At 54.7% G+C, this 20980-nt stretch carries 18 protein-coding genes; 13 read left to right on the forward strand and 5 right to left on the reverse strand.

The window, feature by feature from the left end; translation table 11 throughout:
* Positions 1–45 precede the first annotated feature (45 nt).
* The gene (locus tag AC1RSM_RS01670) at positions 46–468 is read right to left on the reverse strand and encodes a DNA polymerase III subunit chi (protein WP_492928842.1); all 423 of its coding nucleotides are present in this window, start codon (positions 466–468) and stop codon (positions 46–48) included.
* 2 nt (positions 469–470) lie between these two features.
* Positions 471–1964, reverse strand: coding sequence for a leucyl aminopeptidase (locus AC1RSM_RS01675; protein WP_492928845.1), 1494 nt, complete (start codon positions 1962–1964; stop codon positions 471–473).
* A 56-nt stretch (positions 1965–2020) separates the two neighbouring features.
* Here AC1RSM_RS01675 and lptF point away from each other — a divergent pair, with 56 nt between their 5' ends.
* Positions 2021–3127, forward strand: a complete 1107-nt coding sequence (gene lptF, locus AC1RSM_RS01680) for an LPS export ABC transporter permease LptF (protein WP_492928847.1) — start codon at positions 2021–2023, stop codon at positions 3125–3127.
* Between the two features lie 82 nt (positions 3128–3209).
* On the opposite strand, the gene AC1RSM_RS01685 is transcribed toward lptF, so the two are convergent.
* The gene (locus AC1RSM_RS01685; RefSeq protein ID WP_492928849.1) at positions 3210–4103 is read right to left on the reverse strand and encodes a LysR family transcriptional regulator; all 894 of its coding nucleotides are present in this window, start codon (positions 4101–4103) and stop codon (positions 3210–3212) included.
* 165 nt (positions 4104–4268) lie between these two features.
* Between AC1RSM_RS01685 and AC1RSM_RS01690 the strand changes: the two genes are divergently transcribed.
* From AC1RSM_RS01690 to AC1RSM_RS01700, 3 genes are all read left to right on the forward strand, one after another.
* Positions 4269–5762, forward strand: a complete 1494-nt coding sequence (locus AC1RSM_RS01690) for a CoA-acylating methylmalonate-semialdehyde dehydrogenase (protein ID WP_492928851.1) — start codon at positions 4269–4271, stop codon at positions 5760–5762.
* Between the two features lie 86 nt (positions 5763–5848).
* Positions 5849–6799 (forward strand): CysB family HTH-type transcriptional regulator, encoded by a 951-nt coding sequence (locus tag AC1RSM_RS01695; protein ID WP_492928853.1) that lies wholly within the window; start codon positions 5849–5851, stop codon positions 6797–6799.
* 209 nt (positions 6800–7008) lie between these two features.
* Positions 7009–7356: a DUF2325 domain-containing protein gene (locus AC1RSM_RS01700; protein WP_492928855.1), complete on the forward strand. Its 348-nt coding sequence runs from the start codon at positions 7009–7011 to the stop codon at positions 7354–7356.
* Positions 7357–7454: 98 nt separating this feature from the next.
* Here AC1RSM_RS01700 and AC1RSM_RS01705 read toward each other — a convergent pair whose 3' ends face one another.
* A complete protein-coding gene (locus AC1RSM_RS01705; protein ID WP_492928857.1) occupies positions 7455–8180 on the reverse strand; it encodes a C40 family peptidase in 726 nt (241 codons plus the stop codon).
* A 346-nt stretch (positions 8181–8526) separates the two neighbouring features.
* Between AC1RSM_RS01705 and AC1RSM_RS01710 the strand changes: the two genes are divergently transcribed.
* The 3 genes from AC1RSM_RS01710 (at position 8527) to AC1RSM_RS01720 (ending at position 12964) form a co-directional block, all read left to right on the forward strand.
* A complete protein-coding gene (locus AC1RSM_RS01710; RefSeq protein ID WP_492931409.1) occupies positions 8527–9831 on the forward strand; it encodes an MFS transporter in 1305 nt (434 codons plus the stop codon).
* Between the two features lie 95 nt (positions 9832–9926).
* Entirely contained in the window at positions 9927–11912 is a 1986-nt protein-coding gene (gene acs / locus AC1RSM_RS01715) for an acetate--CoA ligase (RefSeq protein ID WP_492928858.1), read from the forward strand.
* 164 nt (positions 11913–12076) lie between these two features.
* Complete coding sequence (locus tag AC1RSM_RS01720; protein WP_492928860.1) at positions 12077–12964, forward strand: DMT family transporter; 888 nt, start codon at positions 12077–12079, stop codon at positions 12962–12964.
* 78 nt (positions 12965–13042) lie between these two features.
* On the opposite strand, the gene AC1RSM_RS01725 is transcribed toward AC1RSM_RS01720, so the two are convergent.
* Positions 13043–14689, reverse strand: coding sequence for an electron transfer flavoprotein-ubiquinone oxidoreductase (locus AC1RSM_RS01725; protein WP_492928862.1), 1647 nt, complete (start codon positions 14687–14689; stop codon positions 13043–13045).
* A gap of 182 nt (positions 14690–14871) precedes the next feature.
* On the opposite strand from AC1RSM_RS01725, the gene AC1RSM_RS01730 reads away from it, so the two are divergent.
* The 6 genes from AC1RSM_RS01730 (at position 14872) to AC1RSM_RS01755 (ending at position 20929) form a co-directional block, all read left to right on the forward strand.
* Complete coding sequence (locus AC1RSM_RS01730; RefSeq protein ID WP_492928863.1) at positions 14872–15294, forward strand: acyl-CoA thioesterase; 423 nt, start codon at positions 14872–14874, stop codon at positions 15292–15294.
* A gap of 122 nt (positions 15295–15416) precedes the next feature.
* A complete protein-coding gene (locus AC1RSM_RS01735; RefSeq protein ID WP_492928865.1) occupies positions 15417–16115 on the forward strand; it encodes a CoA transferase subunit A in 699 nt (232 codons plus the stop codon).
* A gap of 19 nt (positions 16116–16134) precedes the next feature.
* A complete protein-coding gene (locus tag AC1RSM_RS01740; RefSeq protein ID WP_492928867.1) occupies positions 16135–16788 on the forward strand; it encodes a CoA transferase subunit B in 654 nt (217 codons plus the stop codon).
* A 94-nt stretch (positions 16789–16882) separates the two neighbouring features.
* Complete coding sequence (locus AC1RSM_RS01745; RefSeq protein ID WP_492928869.1) at positions 16883–18667, forward strand: aminopeptidase P family protein; 1785 nt, start codon at positions 16883–16885, stop codon at positions 18665–18667.
* A gap of 146 nt (positions 18668–18813) precedes the next feature.
* Positions 18814–20460, forward strand: a complete 1647-nt coding sequence (gene pyrG / locus AC1RSM_RS01750; protein WP_492928871.1) for a CTP synthase — start codon at positions 18814–18816, stop codon at positions 20458–20460.
* Positions 20461–20548: 88 nt separating this feature from the next.
* Positions 20549–20929: a VOC family protein gene (locus AC1RSM_RS01755; RefSeq protein ID WP_492928873.1), complete on the forward strand. Its 381-nt coding sequence runs from the start codon at positions 20549–20551 to the stop codon at positions 20927–20929.
* Positions 20930–20980: the final 51 nt, after the last annotated feature.

Genomic DNA, 20980 nt, shown 5'->3' on the forward strand with positions numbered 1-20980 from the left:
GAATAACTGACAATTACCTGAATAATCAAGAATCTTCTTTATTATTCAAGCACTCAGTTTGTGGGCATGCAATTTACAACCCTGGGTTTGGTAGACGCGCCAGCGTTCCCGGGCTTGGGTACGGTCCGCTTCTCGTTCGGAAACAATCTCCAGAATACGGGGAAATTGCTCAAAGCCAGGCGGGCATTGGGTATCCAGATTTAACAGCCAGGTTTGTTCACCCGCAGGCACCGGTGTGGTGCTGGTTAGCAGGACAGCGGTGCTGCTTGCCAAGGGGTCGTCCACATGAACGTGGGGAACAAAGGCGGTGGATTCAAAACCCCACAGCAGGCGGTCGAAGCGGGCCAGTTGGCGTGCATCGGACAGATACACCACCACATGACGGCCCGCCTCGTAGTGCTTGCGCACGACCTCGCAGGCCATGCGCAAGCGGTCTGGCGCGCCGAATGCAAAATCGACGCGGGTCATGCTTAGCGACACTGATTAAGCAGGTACTGAACCAGCAGGGGCACGGGACGGCCTGTGGCGCCCTTGTCCTTGCCACCACGCCAGGCAGTGCCAGCGATGTCCAGGTGAGCCCAACGGTACGCCTTGGTAAAGCGGGCCAGGAAGCAAGCGGCGGTCACCGAACCGGCAGGTGGGCCACCAATATTGGCCATGTCCGCAAAGTTCGAGCGCAGTTGCTCTTGGTAGGCGTCGTCCATAGGCATGCGCCATGCTGTGTCACCGGTTTGCTTGCCAGCTTGCAGCAGGGATTCGGCCAGCTCGTCGTCCGTAGAGAACAAACCTGTGTTGATGTGACCCAGGGCCACTACGCACGCACCGGTCAAGGTTGCCATATCAATCACGGCAGCAGGTTTGAAACGCTCGACGTAAGTCAGCGCATCGCACAGCACCAGACGGCCTTCGGCGTCGGTGTTCAGGATTTCGATGGTCTGGCCGGACATACTGGTAACAACGTCGCCAGGTTTGTTGGCGCGGCCGCTAGGCATGTTTTCGCACGAAGCTACAACAGCGATCACTTCGCGGTCGATATTCAGCTCGGCAATAGCGCGCATGGTACCCAGAACGCTGGCAGCACCGCCCATGTCGTACTTCATCTCGTCCATATTGCCGGCAGGCTTGATAGAAATACCACCCGAGTCAAATGTCAGACCTTTACCTACCAGAACGATAGGGCCGTCCTCGTGTTTGGTCTTGGTATTAGGGGTGTGGCGCAGCACGATGAAAGCAGGCGGCTCATCCGAACCCTTGGCTACGGACAAGAATGAGCCCATTTTCAAGGCTTCAATTTGCTTGCGCTCCAAAACTTCGGCTTTCAGCGTCTTGAATTCTTTGGCCAGCTGTTTAGCCGTTTTGCCCAAATAGGTGGGGGTGCAGATATTGCCGGGCAGATCGGCCAGCAGGCGGGTCAGGTTTACACCGTTACCGATGGCATGGCCTTGCTCCAGACCGGCCTTGGCTTCGCTGGCTTGCGTGCGGGCCGTCCACAACAGAAATTGACTCAGTTGCGGGGCGGGCTCGGGCTTGCTGAACGTTGCCGTATAGCGGTAGCTGGCGCGGCACACCGCCAGCGCGGCGTCTTGGGCGCGGCTGCGCAAGGTGGTGCCTTTGCAATCGATGCTGGACAGCGCCGAAACGGCTTCTTTCAGGTCTGCCTTCAGGCAGTAAGACGCCAGGCAAGCCTGGGCTTGCGAGTGTGTTACTGCTTTGTATTCCTCTTGAGCGCCTAAGCCGACTAAAATAACGCGTTCAGCCTTAACTCCGGGCAGATTGCGCAGCACCAGATGGGTATTGGGCTTGCCTTTAAACTCGGCTTTGACGGCGGCGCTCACAGCTCCGTTGCTGGCGCGGTCGATAAGTTCCGCTGCGGGGCTTAGAATGCCCTCTGCAAAGACGCCCACGCCTAGCGCGGCTGTCTTAATTTGGTGCAAAGAAGCGGATGTCTGTGTGCTAAATTCCATTCAACTATCCTCAGTGTGTCGCAAATCGTACCTGCGATTATCTCGCAAATTCTCATATGTCTCTATTTAAACGCTCTGCGGTCTCCGAAATCTTAAGTCACAGTGGCGTTGTTCTGTCCACTTTGCTGATTGTTTGGCTTAGTGTACTTCTGGTGCGTTTGTTAGGTGAAGCGGCCAACGGCACGATTGGACCTGACGTCGTGTTAGGTTTGGCGGCCTTTTCCAGCATCACGGCCTTGCCGATCATTCTGGCTGTTTCTCTGTTCATTGCCGTGCTCACGACGATTACGCGCAGCTTCAGAGAGTCTGAAATGGTGGTCTGGTTTGCCAGCGGTTTGTCCTTGAAAAACTGGATTACGCCGGTTTTGCAATGTGCGATACCCGTGGCGGCTTTGATTGCTGTCCTGACCTTGCAGGCCTCGCCCTGGGCCTACCGCCAGATTGCTGAATACCGTCAGCGCTTTGAGCAGCGCTCGGACTTGAGTAAAGTTACCGCCGGCCAATTCATTGAGTCGGACGACGGCGCACGTGTGTTTTATGCCGATTCGCCAGAAAAAGAAGGGGATGAGCTGGGTAATGTCATTGCACGAGTCATTGACCCACAGTGGCTCAGCATTGTGACTGCGCAAAGCGCCCGCATGGAGGAGCAGCCCAATGGTGATCGTTTTCTGGTGCTGACCGAAGGCCACCGCTATGACTTAAAGCCCGGTCAGGCCGAATTCCGTATGGTGGACTTTCAAAGCTACGGTATGCGCCTTGAAAGCCGCGATGCGGGAAATACAGCGGAAACTATTCGTTCTCGTGCCGAGCAGCAGATCAAAGCCCGGCAGACCGGTTTGCTGTTCAGCGATAATAATGCCGAATCCCGCTCGCAAATTATGTGGCGACTGGCCTTGCCCTTGGCCGCCTTGAATCTGGCCTTGCTGGCCATTCCCTTGGGAGCGGTCAACCCGCGTATGGGCCGATCCGGCAATATCTTGCTGGCCGGCTTGGTGGGATTGCTCTACATGAACCTCATCAACTTGTCGCGTGGCTGGATACGGCGCGAGCAGCTGGATTTTGAAGTGGGCCTATGGCTGGTTCATGTTGTATTCCTGTTGATCATGATGTTCATGATGTGGAATAAGCTGCGCATCAAGGCCCCTAAGCAATCTGGCAGTTGATCTATTGAAGAAAAAGGGGCGGATAGCCCCTTTTTTTATATCCTTGCTTTGCGCAACACGGCTCCGATGGCCTGTCGATTGCCTAGGCCCCATCCAGCAGGTCCTGCCGTTCCTCCACGGATTGCTTCAGAAAGTGCCACAGTCGGGTCAAGCTGGGGTTCTGGCGTTGTTCTTCGTGACAGAACATCCAGAAGCGGCGTCTCAGCTCGACTTGATCAGGCAGTACGCAGCGCAGTCGCGGGTCGGTTTTGGCCAGAAAGCAGGGCAGTACAGCAATGCCTTGGCCTTGCAGGGTCGCCTGATATTGAGCAATGACGCTGGTGCTGCGAAAGCGTACCGCAGCGGAGCGCACAATCTCTTCCAGGTAGCGAAGGCTATCGCTAAATACCAGATCATCCACATAGGCAATGAAGCGATGCTGAGACAGGTCCTGTACGGTCTCTATAGGCGGATGCGCACTTAAATAGTCTTGATGGGCATAGAGCCGCAGACTGTAATCAGCCAGACGAGTGCACCAATACGGGCCGCGCTGAGGGCGCTCCAAGGCAATGGCCAGATCAGCATCGCGGCGTGACAAGCTGATGGGGCGCGGCACTGGCAGCAACTCCAGCGTCAGTTCTGGATACTGAGCCTGAAAAATGCTTAATAAGGGTGTCAGTACATAGCTGCCGAAGGCTTCGGTACAACCCAGGCGCAGCTTGCCAGTCAAAGGGCGCGCCTTGCCAGTGATGGCATCGCGTGCTGCCAGCAGGCGGCTTTCCACGGGCTCCATTCGTTGTTGCAGATTCAGGCCTTCGCTGGTCAGGCTATAGCCGCTGACGGTGGATTTATGAAACAGGCGCAAACCCAGTTCTTGCTCTAAAGCCTGAATCCGGCGGGCGACCGTGCTATGTTGCACCCCCAGACGTTGGGCTGCCAAACTGATTCGTTGGCAGCGTGCTACTTCCAAAAAATATCGCAGATTGTCCCAGTCCATCTTGCTGCCCCTGCCTTGAAAAAGACTTGTGCATAAATGCCCAGCTCCTGTGCATTTTTCAACATGGTAAACGGGTCCTTAGGCTTCTACACTCGATAAGAACCCTCATACAAGTGGGATAACAAATAAGGCTTAGCCGCCTGAGCGATTAATTGGAGACATGCTATGACGGAAGTGGTTCGTGTACCTTTGCTGATCGATGGACAACATGTGCAGTCCAAGAGCACCCGTTGGGATGACGTGCTCAATCCAGCAACCCAGGAAGTCGTGGCACAAGTGCCTTATGCCACGATGGAAGAGTTGGAAACCATTATTGCCAGCTCGGCCAAAGCCTATGAAAGCTGGCGTCATTCCAGCCAGGGCGCTCGTATGCGCGTCATGCTCAATCTGCAGCGCCTGGTTCGTGAAAACAGCACCAAGCTGGCCGAAGCCATTTCGCGCGAGCATGGCAAGACGATGCCGGACGCCGAGGGCGAAGTTGGCCGTGGCCTGGAAGTTATCGAATACGCGTGCTCTATTGCTTCTATGCAATTGGGCGAATACGCAGAAAACGCGGCAGGCGGCATTGATGTTTACACCTTGATCCAGCCTTTGGGCGTGTGTGCCGGTGTGACGGCCTTCAACTTCCCTGTGATGCTGCCGTGCTTCATGTTCCCGCTGGCCGTGGCCTGCGGTAATACCTTTGTGCTCAAACCTTCCGAGCAAGACCCAAGCGCCAGCCTGATGCTGGCTGAGCTGGCTTTGGAAGCTGGCCTGCCTCCAGGTGTGCTGAACGTGGTTCACGGCGGAGCGGATATTGCCAATGCGCTGGTGACTCACCCTGAAGTCAAAGCCGTTTCCTTTATTGGTTCGACGGCAGTCGGTACTGAAATCCACCGCCGTGCTACCGAAGCGGGCAAGCGTTCGCAAGCCATGATGGGTGCTAAAAACCATTGCATTGTTATGCCGGACGCAGATCGTGATGTTGCGATCAACCAATTGCTGGGCGCAGCCTTTGGGGCGGCCGGTCAGCGTTGTATGGCGATTTCTGTAGCAGTGATGGTGGGTGAGTCCGGCGAGTGGGTGGACGAGCTGGTCAAGCGCGCTGCCACGATGAAGGTCAATGTGGGTACTGACCGTCAGGCAGATTTGGGACCACTGGTGTCACCACGTGCCCGTCAGCGTGTGGAATCCTTGATTGAAGCCGGCGTGCAGGAAGGGGCCAGCCTCTTGCTGGATGGCCGTGGCGTCAAGGTGGACGGTTACGAGAGTGGCAACTTTGTAGGCCCAACCGTATTTAGCGATGTGAAAGCGGAAATGCGCATTTACGAAGAGGAGATCTTCGGGCCCGTGTTGTGCATTGTGCGCGTCGATACATTGGAAGAGGCGGTGCAGTTCATCAACCGCAATCCCAATGGCAATGGTGTGTCCATCTTCACACAAGATGGTGGCCATGCACGCTACTTCCAGAACCGTATTGATGTGGGGCAGATCGGTATCAATATCCCGATTCCAGTGCCTGTCGCCTGGTTCAGCTTTACCGGTTCTCGCGCTTCCAAGCTGGGCGATCTGGGCCCGAACGGCAAACAAGCAGTTCAGTTCTGGACACAGACTAAAACCGTGACGGCACGCTGGCAGGCTCATGCCAACACCATGAATACGACAATCAGCATGACGTAATCGTTGAATCTAAATATATAACTGAATGCTATAAGCAATCAGTTTCTTATTACATATAATAGCCCTGTACCGAGGGCTATTATTATATGAATATTCAACAATTTCGCTTTGTCCGAGAGACCATCCGACGTAACTTCAATCTGACTGAAGCCGCTCGTTCGCTCTATACCTCCCAACCGGGTGTGTCTAAAGCGATCATCGAGTTTGAAGATGAACTGGGCATCAAGATTTTTGAACGTCATGGTAAACGCATCAAGGGCTTGACCCGTCCGGGAGAAGCCGTCGCCGAGGTGATTGACCGCATCATGCGCGAGATCGATAACCTCAAGCGAGTCAGCGACGACTTTGCCCGCCGCGATGAAGGCACCTTGGTGATCGCTTGTACCCACGCCCAGGCACGTTATTTGCTGCCCAAGGTGATTCCCGAGTTTCGCCGTCGCTTTCCCAAGGTCCATATGTCCTTGGCAGAGGGCAGCCCGCCGGTATTGGCCCAGATGGTGGTGCATGAACAGGCGGATGTAGCCATTGCTACCGAAACCCTGGCTCAGACACCCGGGTTAGTGGCGTTGCCTGTTTATTCTTGGGAACACACGGTGGTGGTCAAGCCAGACCATCCCCTGGCGGATTTACCGGCCAACAAACAGCTCTCGATTGAAACCCTGGGCCAATACCCCATCGTGACCTATGACCATGCTTTCTCGGGTCGAGGTTCTATCGATGCGGCCTTTGCAGCCCACGGAATCACACCAGACATCGTGCTGGAGGCTATTGATGCTGACGTGATCAAGACCTATGTAGATGTGGGCTTGGGAATCGGCATTATCGCGGGTATCGCTTTTGATCCGCGGCGCGATAAAGGCCTGGTTGGTTTGCCTGCAGGTCACTTGTTCGGTGTTCATCACACCAAAGTTGCCGTCAAGGCAGGGGCATTCCTGCGCGACTATATTTTTGAGCTACTGGAAATGCTGGCTCCGGAATTGACCCGCGACGTGGTGCTCAGCGCTTTAGATGAAAAGCAGACGGGCGGCACGCTGTAGAACAGTACAGCGGTGCTTTTCAGACCGCTTATCGACAACAAGGGCCTACGTAGTAACGCGTAGGCCCTTGTTGTTTTAGGGCAGGGGAGCCCTTCGTGCCTGGCAATGCTGGCTTATGTTCAAGGGCAATAAGTAAAAATTGAAACAAGCTATCGACTCAATTGACTATGATAATAAGAATGATTATCATTATCCAACTTTCTTAGCCAATGGAGTTTCCTGTGTCTCAATACGTCAGTGCAGTCGTGGTTGGAGCGGATCGTCTGGGCAATATTCCAGACTTGCTCAAGATTCACAATATCTCGATAAAACATCATATTAGCGGGCGTGATCCTGCTCATCAGAAGAAAACCTTGCAGTTGCCTTCCGGCACCGATTTGCTGATTTTGCTGACCGATTTCCTAGGTCACAACGTCATGAAGACATTCCGCGCCGCAGCCTTGAAATCCGGTATTCGAGTGGTTGCCTGCCGACGCTCGGTGTGCAGCATGAAACAAGCTCTGACTCAGTGTGGGTATTGTGAAGCTTGTCCGCTCGGTAAGTCTAAGAGCCACTAGACTGGCGGCGTGACTTACTGGGGCAAAGAAGGAATCTTTATAGATCAAAAAAAAGCCACTGTTCAATGAGCAGTGGCTTTTTTCTTGGGCAGTGTTTTTTATTTGACGCTGCGCAGACGGGTTTCGGACTGCTGCGTGTCGGCAGCGGCCAGACGGCGTGCGCCGTTATAGCGTTTTTTCCAGTAACCCACTTGCATATTTTCCACACGGACGACTGCGCCAGTGCGAGGGGCGTGGACAAATTTGTCGTCACCCAGGTAAATGCCAACGTGGGAGAAACGTGCACCACGAGTATTGAAGAAAACCAGGTCGCCCTTACGCAATTCGTTGCGGTTGACCGAAGTGCCTTCTTTGGCAATATCTTTGGATTGGCGGGGCAGCTTCAGGCCCAGGGATTTTTCAGCGACGTAGGACACCAGACCGCTGCAATCGAAACCGGTGCTGGGGGCGTCACCGCCAAAGCTGTATTTGACACCCAGAAAGGACAGGGCAGCAGAGGCCAGACCGTTCGTGGAGCCAGAATTTGCTTGGGAGTTGTTATTGCGCTCAACCCGTCCTTGGCGACGATCACTGCTGTAAGCAATGTTGATGTCGTTACGAGCACGATTGGCAAGATAGGAGCCTAAAGGATCAGATTCAGTCTGGAATTCGTAGTCGGCGTAGTAACCGTGATCCAGTTCTGCACGATCTTTGTCTTGGCTAGATTGCTGGGTTCCGGTGGTTGCACAGCCTGTCAGGGCAAGTGCGCCGGCCAACAAAAGATATTTGGCGCTGCGATAAGTAATATGCAAAAGTGCGGGTGGATTCAGGTAATGTGGCGGCATGACCAGGGCTTTTTTAAGGACTTGGTGGGCAGCAGCACAACCTTGATGCCTATTTTTGCTGAAATTAGCAGCAATTGATGGGTATCAGGGCTGTAAGTATGGCTAAAAACACCATACCTTGCCGAACGTTGCTGTGCGTTGAATGCTAGGCAGTGTACCGGATGACAATTGCACCGTAAAGCATTGTAGGAGTGTATTTTGCGATTGAATCATACTGTTGCAAAGTGCTGCTTGGCGCGGTTTTTGGGCTCTGTATATGGGTCCAGTGCTCTTCTTGTTGATTTGCCGGCAAATGAATGAAATAGAGCGAAGTTTGACTATTTATAGGGATTGAATGATGCGATTTATGGGACAGGCCCTAGGGAAAGCCCTAAACGAAGGTGTGCGGTTTCGCGAGTTATGGGCATGGGCTATGTATGACTTCGCAAACTCTGGCTACACCACCGTCATCCTGACCAGTGTCTATAGCGCTTATTTTGTGGGAGTGGTGGCTGAAGGGCGCAGCTGGGCAACTTTGGCCTGGACTTTGGCCCTGTCTGCTTCTTATTTGAGCATCATGCTGACCATGCCCAGCCTGGGGGCTCGGGCCGATGCTCGCCAGGGCAAACGCAGGCTTTTGTTCAGCAGCACCATAGGGTGCGTCGTGGCCATGGTGCTGCTGTTTTGGGCAGGTCCCAACGACATCGTCTGGGCGCTGGTTTTTATTGCTCTATCTAATTACTGCTATTGCATTGGTGAATCCATCATCGGCGCTTTTTTGCCGGAGATTGCACGCCCTGAAGCCTTGGGCCGTGTGTCGGGCTGGGGTTGGGGCTTTGGATACTTTGGCGGCATGCTGGCCTTAGGACTTTCTTTGGCATTCCTGACCTGGGCGACTGGGCAAGGCTGGACTGCTCAGGAGTATGTGCCCGGCATCGTGTTGATTACGGCCACCTTATTTGCTTTGTCTGCCTTGCCGTCATTTCTCTTTTTGCGTGAGCGCACAGCAGCCAGTGGAGCCAAGCAGCAGGGTATGTTGTCGCGTTTGATGGCCTCGGGGCGGGATGTGCATCAGCATTTTCCCGATTTTCGTACCTTGCTTTTGTGTGGTGCGGCCTATCAAGCCGGTATTGCCGTCATTATTACGCTGTCGGCCGTGTATGCGACCGAAGCAATGGGCTTTACGATGGCGCAGACCATGACGCTGATCTTTACGGTCAATATTGCAGCGGCAGTGGGGGCCTTGTTGTTCGGTCATGTTCAGGATCGAATTGGTCATCGACGCGCTCTGGCCCTGACTTTATGTGCCTGGCTGGTCATGGTTGCTATTGCCGTCAGCACCACGTCCGTGGCCGGATTTTGGGCCGCTGCGACGGTGGCAGGTTTGTGCATAGGCAGCAGTCAAAGTGCGGGCCGGGCAATGGTGGGATTGTTGGCGCCCAAGAGCCGTCTAGCCGAATTTTTTGCCTTGTGGACTTTTGCCATTCAGCTGGCAGCGGTGTGTGGGCCGCTGTCCTACGGTGTGGTGACCTGGCTCAGCGGTGGCAACCATCGTTTGGCCCTGGCTTGCACCGGGCTGTTCTTTCTGGCCGGCTTGCTGATCTTGTCGCGTTTGAATTTTCAGCGCGGTATTTTGGCCAGAGATCATGCCAATTTGAATTGTCAGGATTGAGTAAGTAAGGCGCGTTACGTTTATATAAAATTAAGCTGGGTTGCCCACGCGCAGCCCATAAAAATACCAAATCTGGAAAATAAAGGAGCCAAACTATGAGCGGTCCAACGTCTATTGAATCCGTCCTGTCGGAAAGTCGGGTATTTCCCGTGTTCCCAGAGCTGGAACGCGATGCGAGCATCGCTGGCATGGCGGCCTACAAGGAGCTTTGCCAGAAGGCCGAGCAGGATTACCCCGGCTACTGGGCGGAGTTGGCCCGTGATCGTCTGGTCTGGACCAAGCCTTTCACCCAGGTTCTGGATGACAGCAAGCCCCCGTTTTACAAGTGGTTCCATGATGGCGAGCTGAACGTATCGGCTAACTGTCTGGATAAGCACCTGGGCACCCCTACCGAACACAAAACCGCGCTGATTTTTGAGGCCGACGGTGGTGAAGTCACTAAAGTGACTTTCCGTGAGCTGTATGAACAGGTTTGTCAGTTTGCCAATGGTTTGAAGGCCCTGGGCTACAAGACCGGCGAACGCGCCCTGATCTATATGCCCATGTCGGTACAAGCCATTGTGGCGATGCAGGCATGTGCCCGTTTGGGTATCACGCACTCGGTCGTCTTTGGCGGTTTTTCGGCTAAGAGCTTGCATGAACGCGCCGTAGACGTAGGCGCCAGCCTGGTTATCACCGCAGACGAGCAGCGTCGTGGTGGCCGCGCCATTCCTTTGAAAAATGCAGTGGACGAAGCCCTGAGCGGCGGCGACTGCGAAGCTGTGCGCCACGTGATCGTCTACAAGCGCACGGGTGGCCCGGTTGAGTGGCACGAAGGGCGTGATCTGTGGTGGGAAGAGGCCATCAAAGGCCAAAGCAGCGATTGCCCTGCGGTGTCCGTCAATGCAGAGCATCCTTTGTTTGTTCTGTATACCTCTGGCTCCACCGGCAAGCCCAAAGGCGTGCAGCATTCCTCCGCTGGCTATTTGTTGGGCGCCATGCTGAGCGTGCAATGGACATTCGATGCCAAAGACAGCGATGTGTTCTGGTGTACAGCTGATATCGGTTGGGTCACAGGCCACACCTTTATTACTTATGGCCCCTTGGCAGCAGGTATTACCCAGGTCGTTTTTGAAGGTGTACCTACGTATCCTGACGCTGGCCGCTTCTGGAACATGATCGAACGCCACGGCGTCACGATTTTCTATACGGCACCGACCGCCATTCGTTCCCTGACCAAAGCAGCGGAAGCGGACGAAGCCATCCACCCCAAACAATACAATCTGGATTCGCTGCGCATTATTGGTTCGGTGGGTGAACCGATCAACCCTGAAGCCTGGATGTGGTATTACAAAAATGTGGGCCGCGAGCGTTGCCCCATTGTGGATACCTGGTGGCAGACCGAGACCGGTGGCCACGTCATTACCCCATTGCCAGGTGCTACTCCTTTGAAACCCGGTTCTTGCGGCTTGCCGTTCCCCGGTATGGATGTAGCCATTGTGGACGAGGTGGGTGGTGAAGCCGAGCGCGGCAATGGCGGTTTCCTGGTGATCCGCAAGCCATGGCCCAATATGATCCGCACTATCTGGGGCGACCCAGACCGTTTCGTGAAAAGCTACTTCCCGCCCGAGTTGAAAGGCTATTACTTGGCCGGTGACGGTGCACAGCGTGATGCTGATGGCTACTTCTGGGTCATGGGCCGTATTGATGACGTACTGAACGTCTCGGGCCACCGCCTGGGTACGATGGAAGTCGAATCGGCGCTGGTGGCTCACCCCTTGGTGGCTGAAGCGGCTGTGGTGGGTAAACCTGATCCCACGACTGGCGAAGCGATTGTGGCCTTCGTGGTACTCAATGGCGATCTGCCATCGGGTGCCGAGGCGGACAAGATTGCCGCAGAGCTGCGTAACTGGGTCGGCAAGGAAATTGGCCCTATTGCCAAACCCCGTGAAATTCGTTTTGGCGAGAACTTGCCCAAGACGCGTTCGGGCAAGATCATGCGGCGTTTGCTGCGTTTTGTAGCCAATAATGAGCCGATCACCCAAGACGTCTCCACGCTGGAAAATCCGGCTATTCTGGATCAGTTGTCCGCAGCACATTAAGTTTTTTTGGTAGTTCCTGTTTGACCCTGGTTTCCTATAGAAGCCAGGGTTTTTTTATTTCTATTGATTATTTTGTTACTGAAAACCTGCTTGGACTGGAATTAGCCTAGCATTACTGCGGAGCCAAAAAAGCGGTTCATGATTCAAGAATAAAGGGGATAGGTTTGAGCGGGGAACAGCAGGCAGACAGGGGCGCTTTGGCGCTGATGGGCTTGGTGGTATTGACCTGGGGTATGAGCTGGGTCGTGATGAAGGCGATGACCGTCTACATCGGGCCAGTCGATCTGATTGCAGCACGTTATGCGGTGGCATTCATTTTCTTGTGGCTGGTATTACGCCTGAAAGGAGGGCATTTACGAGCCACGCCCTGGAAGTTGAGTCTTGGCGTGGCAGTTTTTCAGACCACAGGCTTTCAGCTATTGAGCCAGTTCTCCTTGCAGGCGGGCGGGGCGGGCAAGATGGTTGCTTTGGCCTACACCATGCCCATCTGGATTCTGTTGTTGTCCTGGCCCATGCTGGGCCAACGTCCGCAATTACGTCATATCTTGGGGATGATTCCGGCTGTCCTGGGTTTGATGCTTTTGATCGCCCCCTGGGAGGGAATGGGAGGTCTGCTCGGTTCTGTTCTGGCGACGCTCAGTGGCGTGAGCTGGGCTTTAGGTGCCGTGTTTTCCAAACAGTTATTCGAGCGCCATCGCGTCGAGCTTCTTAATGCCACGGTCTGGCAATGCTTGTTGGGCATTGTGATCGTGTTGCCCCTGAGTTTCCTGATTCCGCAACGTGCCATCGTGATGGAGTGGCAGATGTTCAGCGGCGTACTGTATTTGGGAATTATTGCGACAGGGGTAGGCTGGCTCTTGTGGATGGCCGTAGTCAGCCGGGTTAGCGCTACCTTGGCGGGCATGTCCAGTCTTGGGGTGCCGGCACTGACGGTATTACTGGCTTGGCTGATTCTGGATGAATGGCCTACGCAGCTGGAACTGATGGGGACCGGATTGATTCTTTTGGGCTTGTTTGTTGTGAACTGGCCGACCCGATCTCGAAAGGCATAAAAAAACCACCCTATATGGGTGGTTTTTTCGACAGGCAAAGATCTTCCCCTGCTGTAATAAACAGGGGAAGAATTGAATTTACATGCCGCTGTACACCGGACCTTCGCCGCCTTGAGGCGGTACCCAGACAATGTTCTGGGTGGGGTCTTTGATGTCACAGGTTTTGCAGTGCACGCAGTTTTGCGCGTTGATCTGCAGTTTGTCGTCGCCAGTCTCGGTCTTGATGAACTCGTACACGCCAGCCGGGCAGAAGCGGGCTTCCGGGCCACCATAGCGGGCCAGGTTGATGGCTACAGGCACCGACGGGTCTTTCAGTGTCAGGTGGATAGGTTCATCTTCTTCGTGGTTAGTGTTTGAAATAAACACGGAACTGAGACGATCGAAGGTAACCTTGCCATCCGGTTTGGGATAGTCGATACGAGCACATTCTGCCGCAGGCTGCAGACAGGCGTGGTCGGGCTTGTCATTGCGCAAAGTCCAAGGCATTTTCCCTTTGAACAGGCCTTGTTCTACAAAGGTCATGACCGATGCAATCGAGCGGCCTTTCTTGAACCACTGCTTGAAGTTGCGAGCCTTGTTCAGTTCTTCATGCAACCAGGATTGTTTGAATTTCTCGGTGTACTGAGTTAGCTCGTCTTGCTTGCGTCCTGCTTGCAAAGCCTCAAAAGCAGCTTCTGCCGCCATTGAACCGGATTTGATCGCGGCATGGCTGCCTTTAATGCGTGAGGCATTCAGAAAGCCAGCCTCACAGCCCACCATGGCACCACCGGGGAAGCTCAGCTTGGGAATAGCCAGCAGGCCACCTGCGGTCAGAGACCGAGCACCGTAAGCAATGCGCTTACCGCCTTCAAAGGTAGGGCGCAGGGCAGGGTGAGTTTTGTAGCGCTGGAATTCCTCGAAAGGGGACAGCCAGGGGTTGGCATAATCCAGGCCCACCACCATGCCGACCATCACCAGATTGTTATCCAGGTGGTACAGGAAAGAGCCACCGTAGGTATCCGAATCCAGTGGCCAGCCCGCGGTGTGAATCACCAGGCCGGGTTGGGACTGGGATGGGTCCACTTCCCACAGTTCTTTGATACCAATGCCGTAGCTTTGGGCATTGCGCGACTCGTCCAGCTTGAAGCGTTCGATCAGCTCGCGCCCCAAGTGGCCGCGCGAACCTTCAGCAAAAATGGTGTAGGAAGCCAGTAACTCCATGCCAGGCTGGTAATTGGCTGTGTGGGTGCCATCGCGCGCCACACCCATATCACCCGTCAGGACACCACGCACGGCGCCGTTGTCGTCGTACAGAATGTGGGCAGCTGCAAAGCCGGGGAAAATATCGACGCCCAGCGCTTCAGCTTGCTCGCCCATCCATTGCACGACATTGCCCAGGCGGACAATGTAGTTGCCGTGGTTCTTAAAGCAGTCCGGCAACAGCCACATCGGTGTGGAGCGTGCGCCTTTTTCCGTCAGGAAAAGGAATTTGTCTTCGGTAACTTCCACCGAGATGGGGGCGCCTTGCGCTTTCCAGTCCGGAAGCAGTTCATCCAGGGCGCGTGTGTCCATGACGGCGCCGGACAAAATGTGGGCACCCAGCTCAGCACCTTTTTCCAGGATACAGACGCTGATTTCTTGTTCTTTTTCTTGGGCGAGCTGTTTTAGACGTATCGCGGTAGCCAAACCAGCTGGCCCGGCACCGACGATAATGACGTCATATTCCATCGATTCACGTTCAGACATTGCTGCTGATCTCCTATTACGGCTTAGCGCTTTGTTCTTGATTGTTGGCGGGTGAAACTTGTGTACTGTGCGTACGGTCGATTGTATTGTAGTCTGCTTAATCCCGTCTTGACTTCAGACGAGGCGGCCAAAGCCTTGGCTCGTCTGGGTTCATCAGTAAATATCAGCAAGGAGAGCATGTAATGACACAAGTAGTAGATTCAGGTTCTGGAGCCACTTTTGATATTGCCGTGCGCTGGGGTGATCTGGACGCCATGAATCATGTTAATAATACGGTCTACTTTCGCTACATCGAGGAAGCCCGCGTCCAGTTGATGATGCAATTGGGCATGGTGCCACCTTCGCCACGTACCGGGGTGCTGGCCCATGCCAGCCTGGATTTCCAGCGTTCCATCCTGTATCCGGCCACTGTGCGCATTGTGCACAAACTGTTGCGGGTGGGCGGTAGCAGCATTGAGCTGGAAGCCTTGGTATGTGATGCAAATCAAGCTGACACCATTTATGCACGAGGCCGCTGTGTGCTAGTGTCTATCAACCCTCAAGGCGGTTCACTGCCCTGGACCGACGATGAGCGTAAACAGATACACTCGGTTTTTCAGGGTTAAGCTTTACGTATACGGAAAGCATAGTCAAGTCGTAGAATGCCTGATAGCGCCTGATGGTGCATAGCGGCATTATTGGACAAAGTTTGCTGTTTAGGCCAATTAAAGAGTCATTGGAGAGTCAATTGAACAAAGTCTATCCAAGCGCCAAGGAGGCGTTGCAGGGAGTCGTTGCTGACGGACAGACAATCGCAGTGGGTGGTTTCGGCCTGTGCGGGATTCCCGAAGAGCTGATTGCTGCGCTGCGAGATAGTGGAGTCAAAGATCTGACCTGCATTAGCAATAATGCCGGGGTGGATGGCTTCGGTCTGGGCCAGTTGCTGGAAACCCGCCAGATCCGCAAGATGATTGCCTCCTACGTGGGCGAGAACAAAGAATTCGAACGCCAGTACTTGGCGGGCGAACTGGAATTGGACTTCACCCCCCAAGGCACGCTGGCTGAAAAGCTGCGCGCGGGCGGTGCTGGTATCCCCGCCTTTTTCACAGCCACCGGTGTCGGTACGATGGTGGCAGATGGCAAGGAAATCCGCGAGTTCAACGGCAAGCAGTATGTGATGGAAGAGGCGCTGGTGCCGGATGTGTCGCTGGTCAAAGCTTATAAAGCTGACCGCAGCGGCAACCTGGTGTTTCGCAAGACTGCACGCAACTTCAACCCTAACGTAGCGATGGCCGGCAAGATCACCATTGTTGAGGTTGAAGAAATTGTTGAGACCGGCAGCCTGGACCCGGACGATGTGCATTTGCCGGGCATTTACGTGCACCGCATTGTGCTCAATGCTCAGCCCGAAAAGCGCATTGAACAGCGTACCGTTCGTTCTTCCTGATGAGTGAGGCAAGATAATAATGGCTTGGAATAGAGATCAAATGGCGGCACGCGCCGCTCTGGAGCTTCAGGACGGCTTTTACGTCAACCTGGGTATCGGCTTGCCTACGCTGGTTGCCAACCATGTGCCCAAAGGCATTGAAGTCTGGCTGCAGTCGGAAAATGGCTTGCTGGGCATTGGCCCGTTTCCTACCGAAGAGCAGATTGATGCGGACCTGATCAATGCGGGTAAGCAAACCATCACCACTTTGCCCGGTTCGTCCATCTTTTCATCGGCAGATTCATTTGCCATGATTCGTGGCGGCAAGATCAATATCGCCATCCTGGGTGCCATGCAGGTGTCGGAAAAGGGTGATCTGGCCAACTGGATGATTCCCGGAAAAATGATCAAGGGCATGGGCGGTGCTATGGATCTGGTGGCCGGGGTAGGCCGCGTTGTGGTGCTGATGGAACACGTCGCGACCAAGAAAGATGGCACTGAAGACCTGAAAATTCTGCCTGCTTGCACTCTGCCTTTGACCGGCGTGGGTGTGGTTGACCTCATCATTACCGATCTGGGAGTCATGGAAGTCACGGAAAATGGTTTAAAGTTGCTTGAGTTGGCACCAGAAGTCAGCCTTGAGTACATTCAGTCCAAGACAGGCGTCCCGCTGGACGTCAGTGCCGTGGCCTGATTAGTGCTTTAGACTAGAAAAAGCTTCGGCGCGAGTCGGAGCTTTTTTTATGCGTGACCGGTGCGTGAACGCTGTTTATGTAAAGGAAGTTGGCATGGCCCATACCCCCGCTGTTGCACGCTTGCAGGCACTGCGTGAACAAATGCAATTTCAGTCCGTGCAGGCCAGTATCTGGCCTAGCTCTGATCCTCACTTGTCTGAATATCTGCCCGATCGCTGGAAAAGCCGCCAGTGGTTAAGTGGCTTTGTGGGTTCGGCAGGTTTGCTGGTCGTGACCACGGACTGGGCCGGCTTGTGGACCGATAGCCGTTATTGGGAGCAAGCGGCCAAAGAACTGGAAGGCAGCGGCATCCATCTGCAGCGCGCAGGAGAGCCGGGCGTGCTGGAGCCTGCTGCCTGGTTAGCCGAGAATCTGCCAGCGAAATCGCGCGTGGCGCTGGATAGCCAGTCCGTGTCGGCCCAGAATTTATTGGCTTGGCAGGAGATAACACAAGACAAGGGACTGGAGTGGGTGCTGGAAGCAGACTTGCTAAGCCCTGTCTGGACGGACCGGCCCACTGCTCCAGTAGGACAGATCGTAGAGCATTTGCCGCCTTACGCATGCCGCAGCCGCCAGGAGAATCTGAGCCGTACCCGTGCAGCCATGCAAGAGCAGGGCGCGCATTGGCATTTGCTCAGTGCCTTGGACGATATTGCCTGGACACTGAATCTGCGCGGCAGCGATGTGTCCTACAACCCCGTGTTTCTGTCTTACTTGCTGATTGGTCCTGATCAAGCCTTCTTGTTTGTGGACAGTGCCAAGTTGTCCCAAGGCATAGCCGAGACGCTGGCAAAAGACGGCGTACAAGTTCAGGGCTACACAGAGCTGCCTTCTTTTATGCGCGCTTTGCCTGCCTCCATGCCTATTTTGCTGGACATGGCCAGGACCACAGCCTGGGCGGCCCAGTTGGCAGCCCACTTGAATATAGTCGAGCACATTAATCCGGCTCAGCTGCTGAAGTCTTGCAAGACGGATGCGGAGTTGGCCCATGTGCGTGAAACCATGGAAAAAGACGGTGCCGCCTTGTGCGAGTTCTTTGCCTGGTTTGAACAGCAAAGCCAAGTGAATGAGCTGGATGTGGACGAGCAAATCTGCGCGGCTCGAGCGCGTCAGGACGGTTTTGTCAGTCCCAGCTTTGGGACGATTGCCGCCTATAACGCTAACGGGGCCATGCCGCACTATCAGGCCACGCAGCAGTCCCATGCGCGTATCGAGGGCGACGGCCTGCTGTTGATTGACTCTGGCGGGCAGTACCAGGGGGGGACCACTGACATTACCCGTGTCGTGCCTGTCGGTCAGGTCTCGACAGAGCAGATTCGGGATTTCACGCTGGTGCTCAAGGGCATGATCTCCTTGTCTCGTCTGGTATTTCCTGAAGGGATTGCTGGCCAGCAAATTGATGTCCTGGCGCGCCAGCCTTTGTGGGAGCAGGGCCTGGACTTTGGCCATGGCACAGGCCATGGCGTGGGCTACTTCATGAATGTGCACGAAGGTCCCCAGTCTATTTCCTGGCGTGGCCGCATTGGCCCGCACTCGGCTTTGCGGGCTGGCATGATTACTTCTAATGAGCCGGGGCTTTATCGTCCGGGGCAGTGGGGTATCCGCATCGAGAATCTGGTGGCTGCCGTACCGGCGGTCCGTAGTGAATATGGCCAGTTTTTGCGTTTTGAAACCCTGACACTGTGCCCCATCGATACCCGTTGTATAGATGCCGCATTGCTCACGGCCGCAGAGCGTGACTGGCTCAATGACTACCATCAGCAGGTGCGTGACCGTCTGCTTGCCCGCGTCCAGGGTGAGGCACGTCAGTGGCTGGAACGCAGGACGCAAGCGATCTGATTGCTGCTTCGAAGTTGGTAGTTCTGACAAGGTCAAGTGGTATTTCCGCTGTGAAATGCCACTTGTCTGGTCGCCAAGCATGAGTGCTTGCCGTTATAATCCAAATTTCCCGCTATGGCCTGATTTGACCTCAGGCGCCTTTTATAATGACCACCAAATATGTATTCGTAACGGGAGGCGTTGTGTCCTCCCTGGGCAAAGGTATTGCGGCCGCATCCCTGGCTGCCATCCTGGAGTCCCGCGGGCTGCGCGTGACTATGCTCAAGCTGGATCCCTACATCAACGTAGATCCGGGCACCATGAGCCCCTTCCAGCATGGTGAAGTGTTTGTTACAGAGGATGGTGCGGAAACCGACCTGGACCTGGGCCACTACGAGCGTTTTATTTCCGCTCGCATGCGCAAGGTCAATAACTTCACCACGGGCCAGATTTACGAATCCGTGCTGCGCAAAGAGCGTCGCGGTGACTATCTGGGCAAGACCGTGCAGGTTATCCCGCACATCACCAATGAAATTCAGGACTTCATCATTCGTGGCGCCAAGGCTGCCTACAATGGCGAGGCCGATGTTGCTATTGTCGAGATCGGCGGCACGGTGGGCGATATTGAATCCCATCCTTTCCTGGAAGCCGCCCGCCAGATGAATCTGCGCCTGGGCCGCAACAACACTGCTTTTGTTCACCTGACGCTGGTGCCTTTCATTGCATCGGCTGGCGAATTGAAGACCAAGCCTACTCAGCACTCCGTGCAGAAATTGCGTGAAATCGGTATTCACCCTCACGCTTTGCTGTGCCGTGCTGATCGCATCATCCCTGATGATGAACTGGCCAAGATCTCTCTGTTCTCCAACGTGCCAATGGACGCTGTAATCTCGGTTTGGGATGCAGATTCCATCTACAAGATTCCTTCCATGCTGCATAAGCAAGGTCTGGACAACCTGGTGTGTGACGCCTTGGCACTGTCGCCACCGCCTGCTGATCTGTCCATGTGGGATCGTCTGGTTCAGGCTTTGGAAAATCCGCTGCACGAAGTGCGCATCGGTATGGTTGGCAAATACGTTGACCTGACCGAGTCCTACAAGTCGCTGAGCGAAGCGTTGGTTCACGCCGGTATCCACACCCGTACCCGTATCAAGATCGAGTACCTGGATTCCGAAGTGATCGAGAACGAAGGCACCGATTGCCTGAATGGTCTGGATGCCATTCTGGTTCCGGGTGGTTTTGGCAAACGCGGTACCGAAGGCAAGATTCGCGCCATTCAGTACGCTCGTGAAAACGGCGTGCCATTCCTGGGTATCTGCCTGGGCATGCAGCTGGCTGTGGTTGAGTTTGCACGTAACGTCGGCAACCTGGTGGGTGCGAACTCCACCGAGTTTGATCCGTCCGCCGTGCATCCTGTTGTGGCCTTGATTACTGAATGGGCTGACCGTGAAGGCAAGGTGGAAACCCGTGATGGTTCTTCCGATCTGGGCGGCACCATGCGCAAGGGTGCTCAGCGTTGCCCCGTAAAACCGGGCTCGCGTGCAGAAGCCATTTATGGCCCTGAGGTGAACGAGCGTCACCGCCACCGTTTTGAGGTCAACACCTTGTATGTGCCTCGTCTGGAAGAAGTGGGCATGGTAATCAGTGCACGTACGCCTACTGAAAACCTGCCGGAAATCATGGAATTGCCAAGCCATCCTTGGTTCATGGGTGTGCAGTTCCATCCGGAGTTCACCTCGACCCCGCGTGACGGCCATCCGCTGTTCACCAGCTATATCAAAGCGGCTTTGGAACATCAGAAAAAGTCGGTTTGATCGTTTGAGATGACTGAAAAGGCCCGCGTGATGCGGGCTTTTTCATTTCGGGCAACAAGCGCTGTAGCTCGTTTTCCTGGGAGTAAACATGATCGAGCAATTGGACCATCTGGTGCTAACGTGTACAGATCCGCAAGCAACTACCCATTTCTATACCCAGGTTCTGGGCATGAAGCAGGAAGTCTTTGGACATGGGCGTATTGCGTTTAGCTTTGGAACGCAAAAAATCAATTTGCATGTGCGCGGGCACGAGTTTGAGCCCAAGGCGCATTTGCCTGTACCGGGTTCGCTGGACCTGTGTTTTATCGCCAGCATTCCTTTGGATCAGGTGATCGCACATCTGCAGGCCCAGGCGTGGCCTATTATTGAAGGGCCCGTGCAACGTACCGGCGCCACCGGTCCTATCCGCTCCGTCTATGTGCGCGACCCGGACTTGAATCTGATCGAAATCTCCGAGCGATTGGCCTGAGCCCACATTGCCTTGCAGTGTGCAGGTTTTCAGGAATGTGGGAGAATGCAG

The organism is Alcaligenes sp. GW821-FHT11D07, assembly GCF_058808495.1.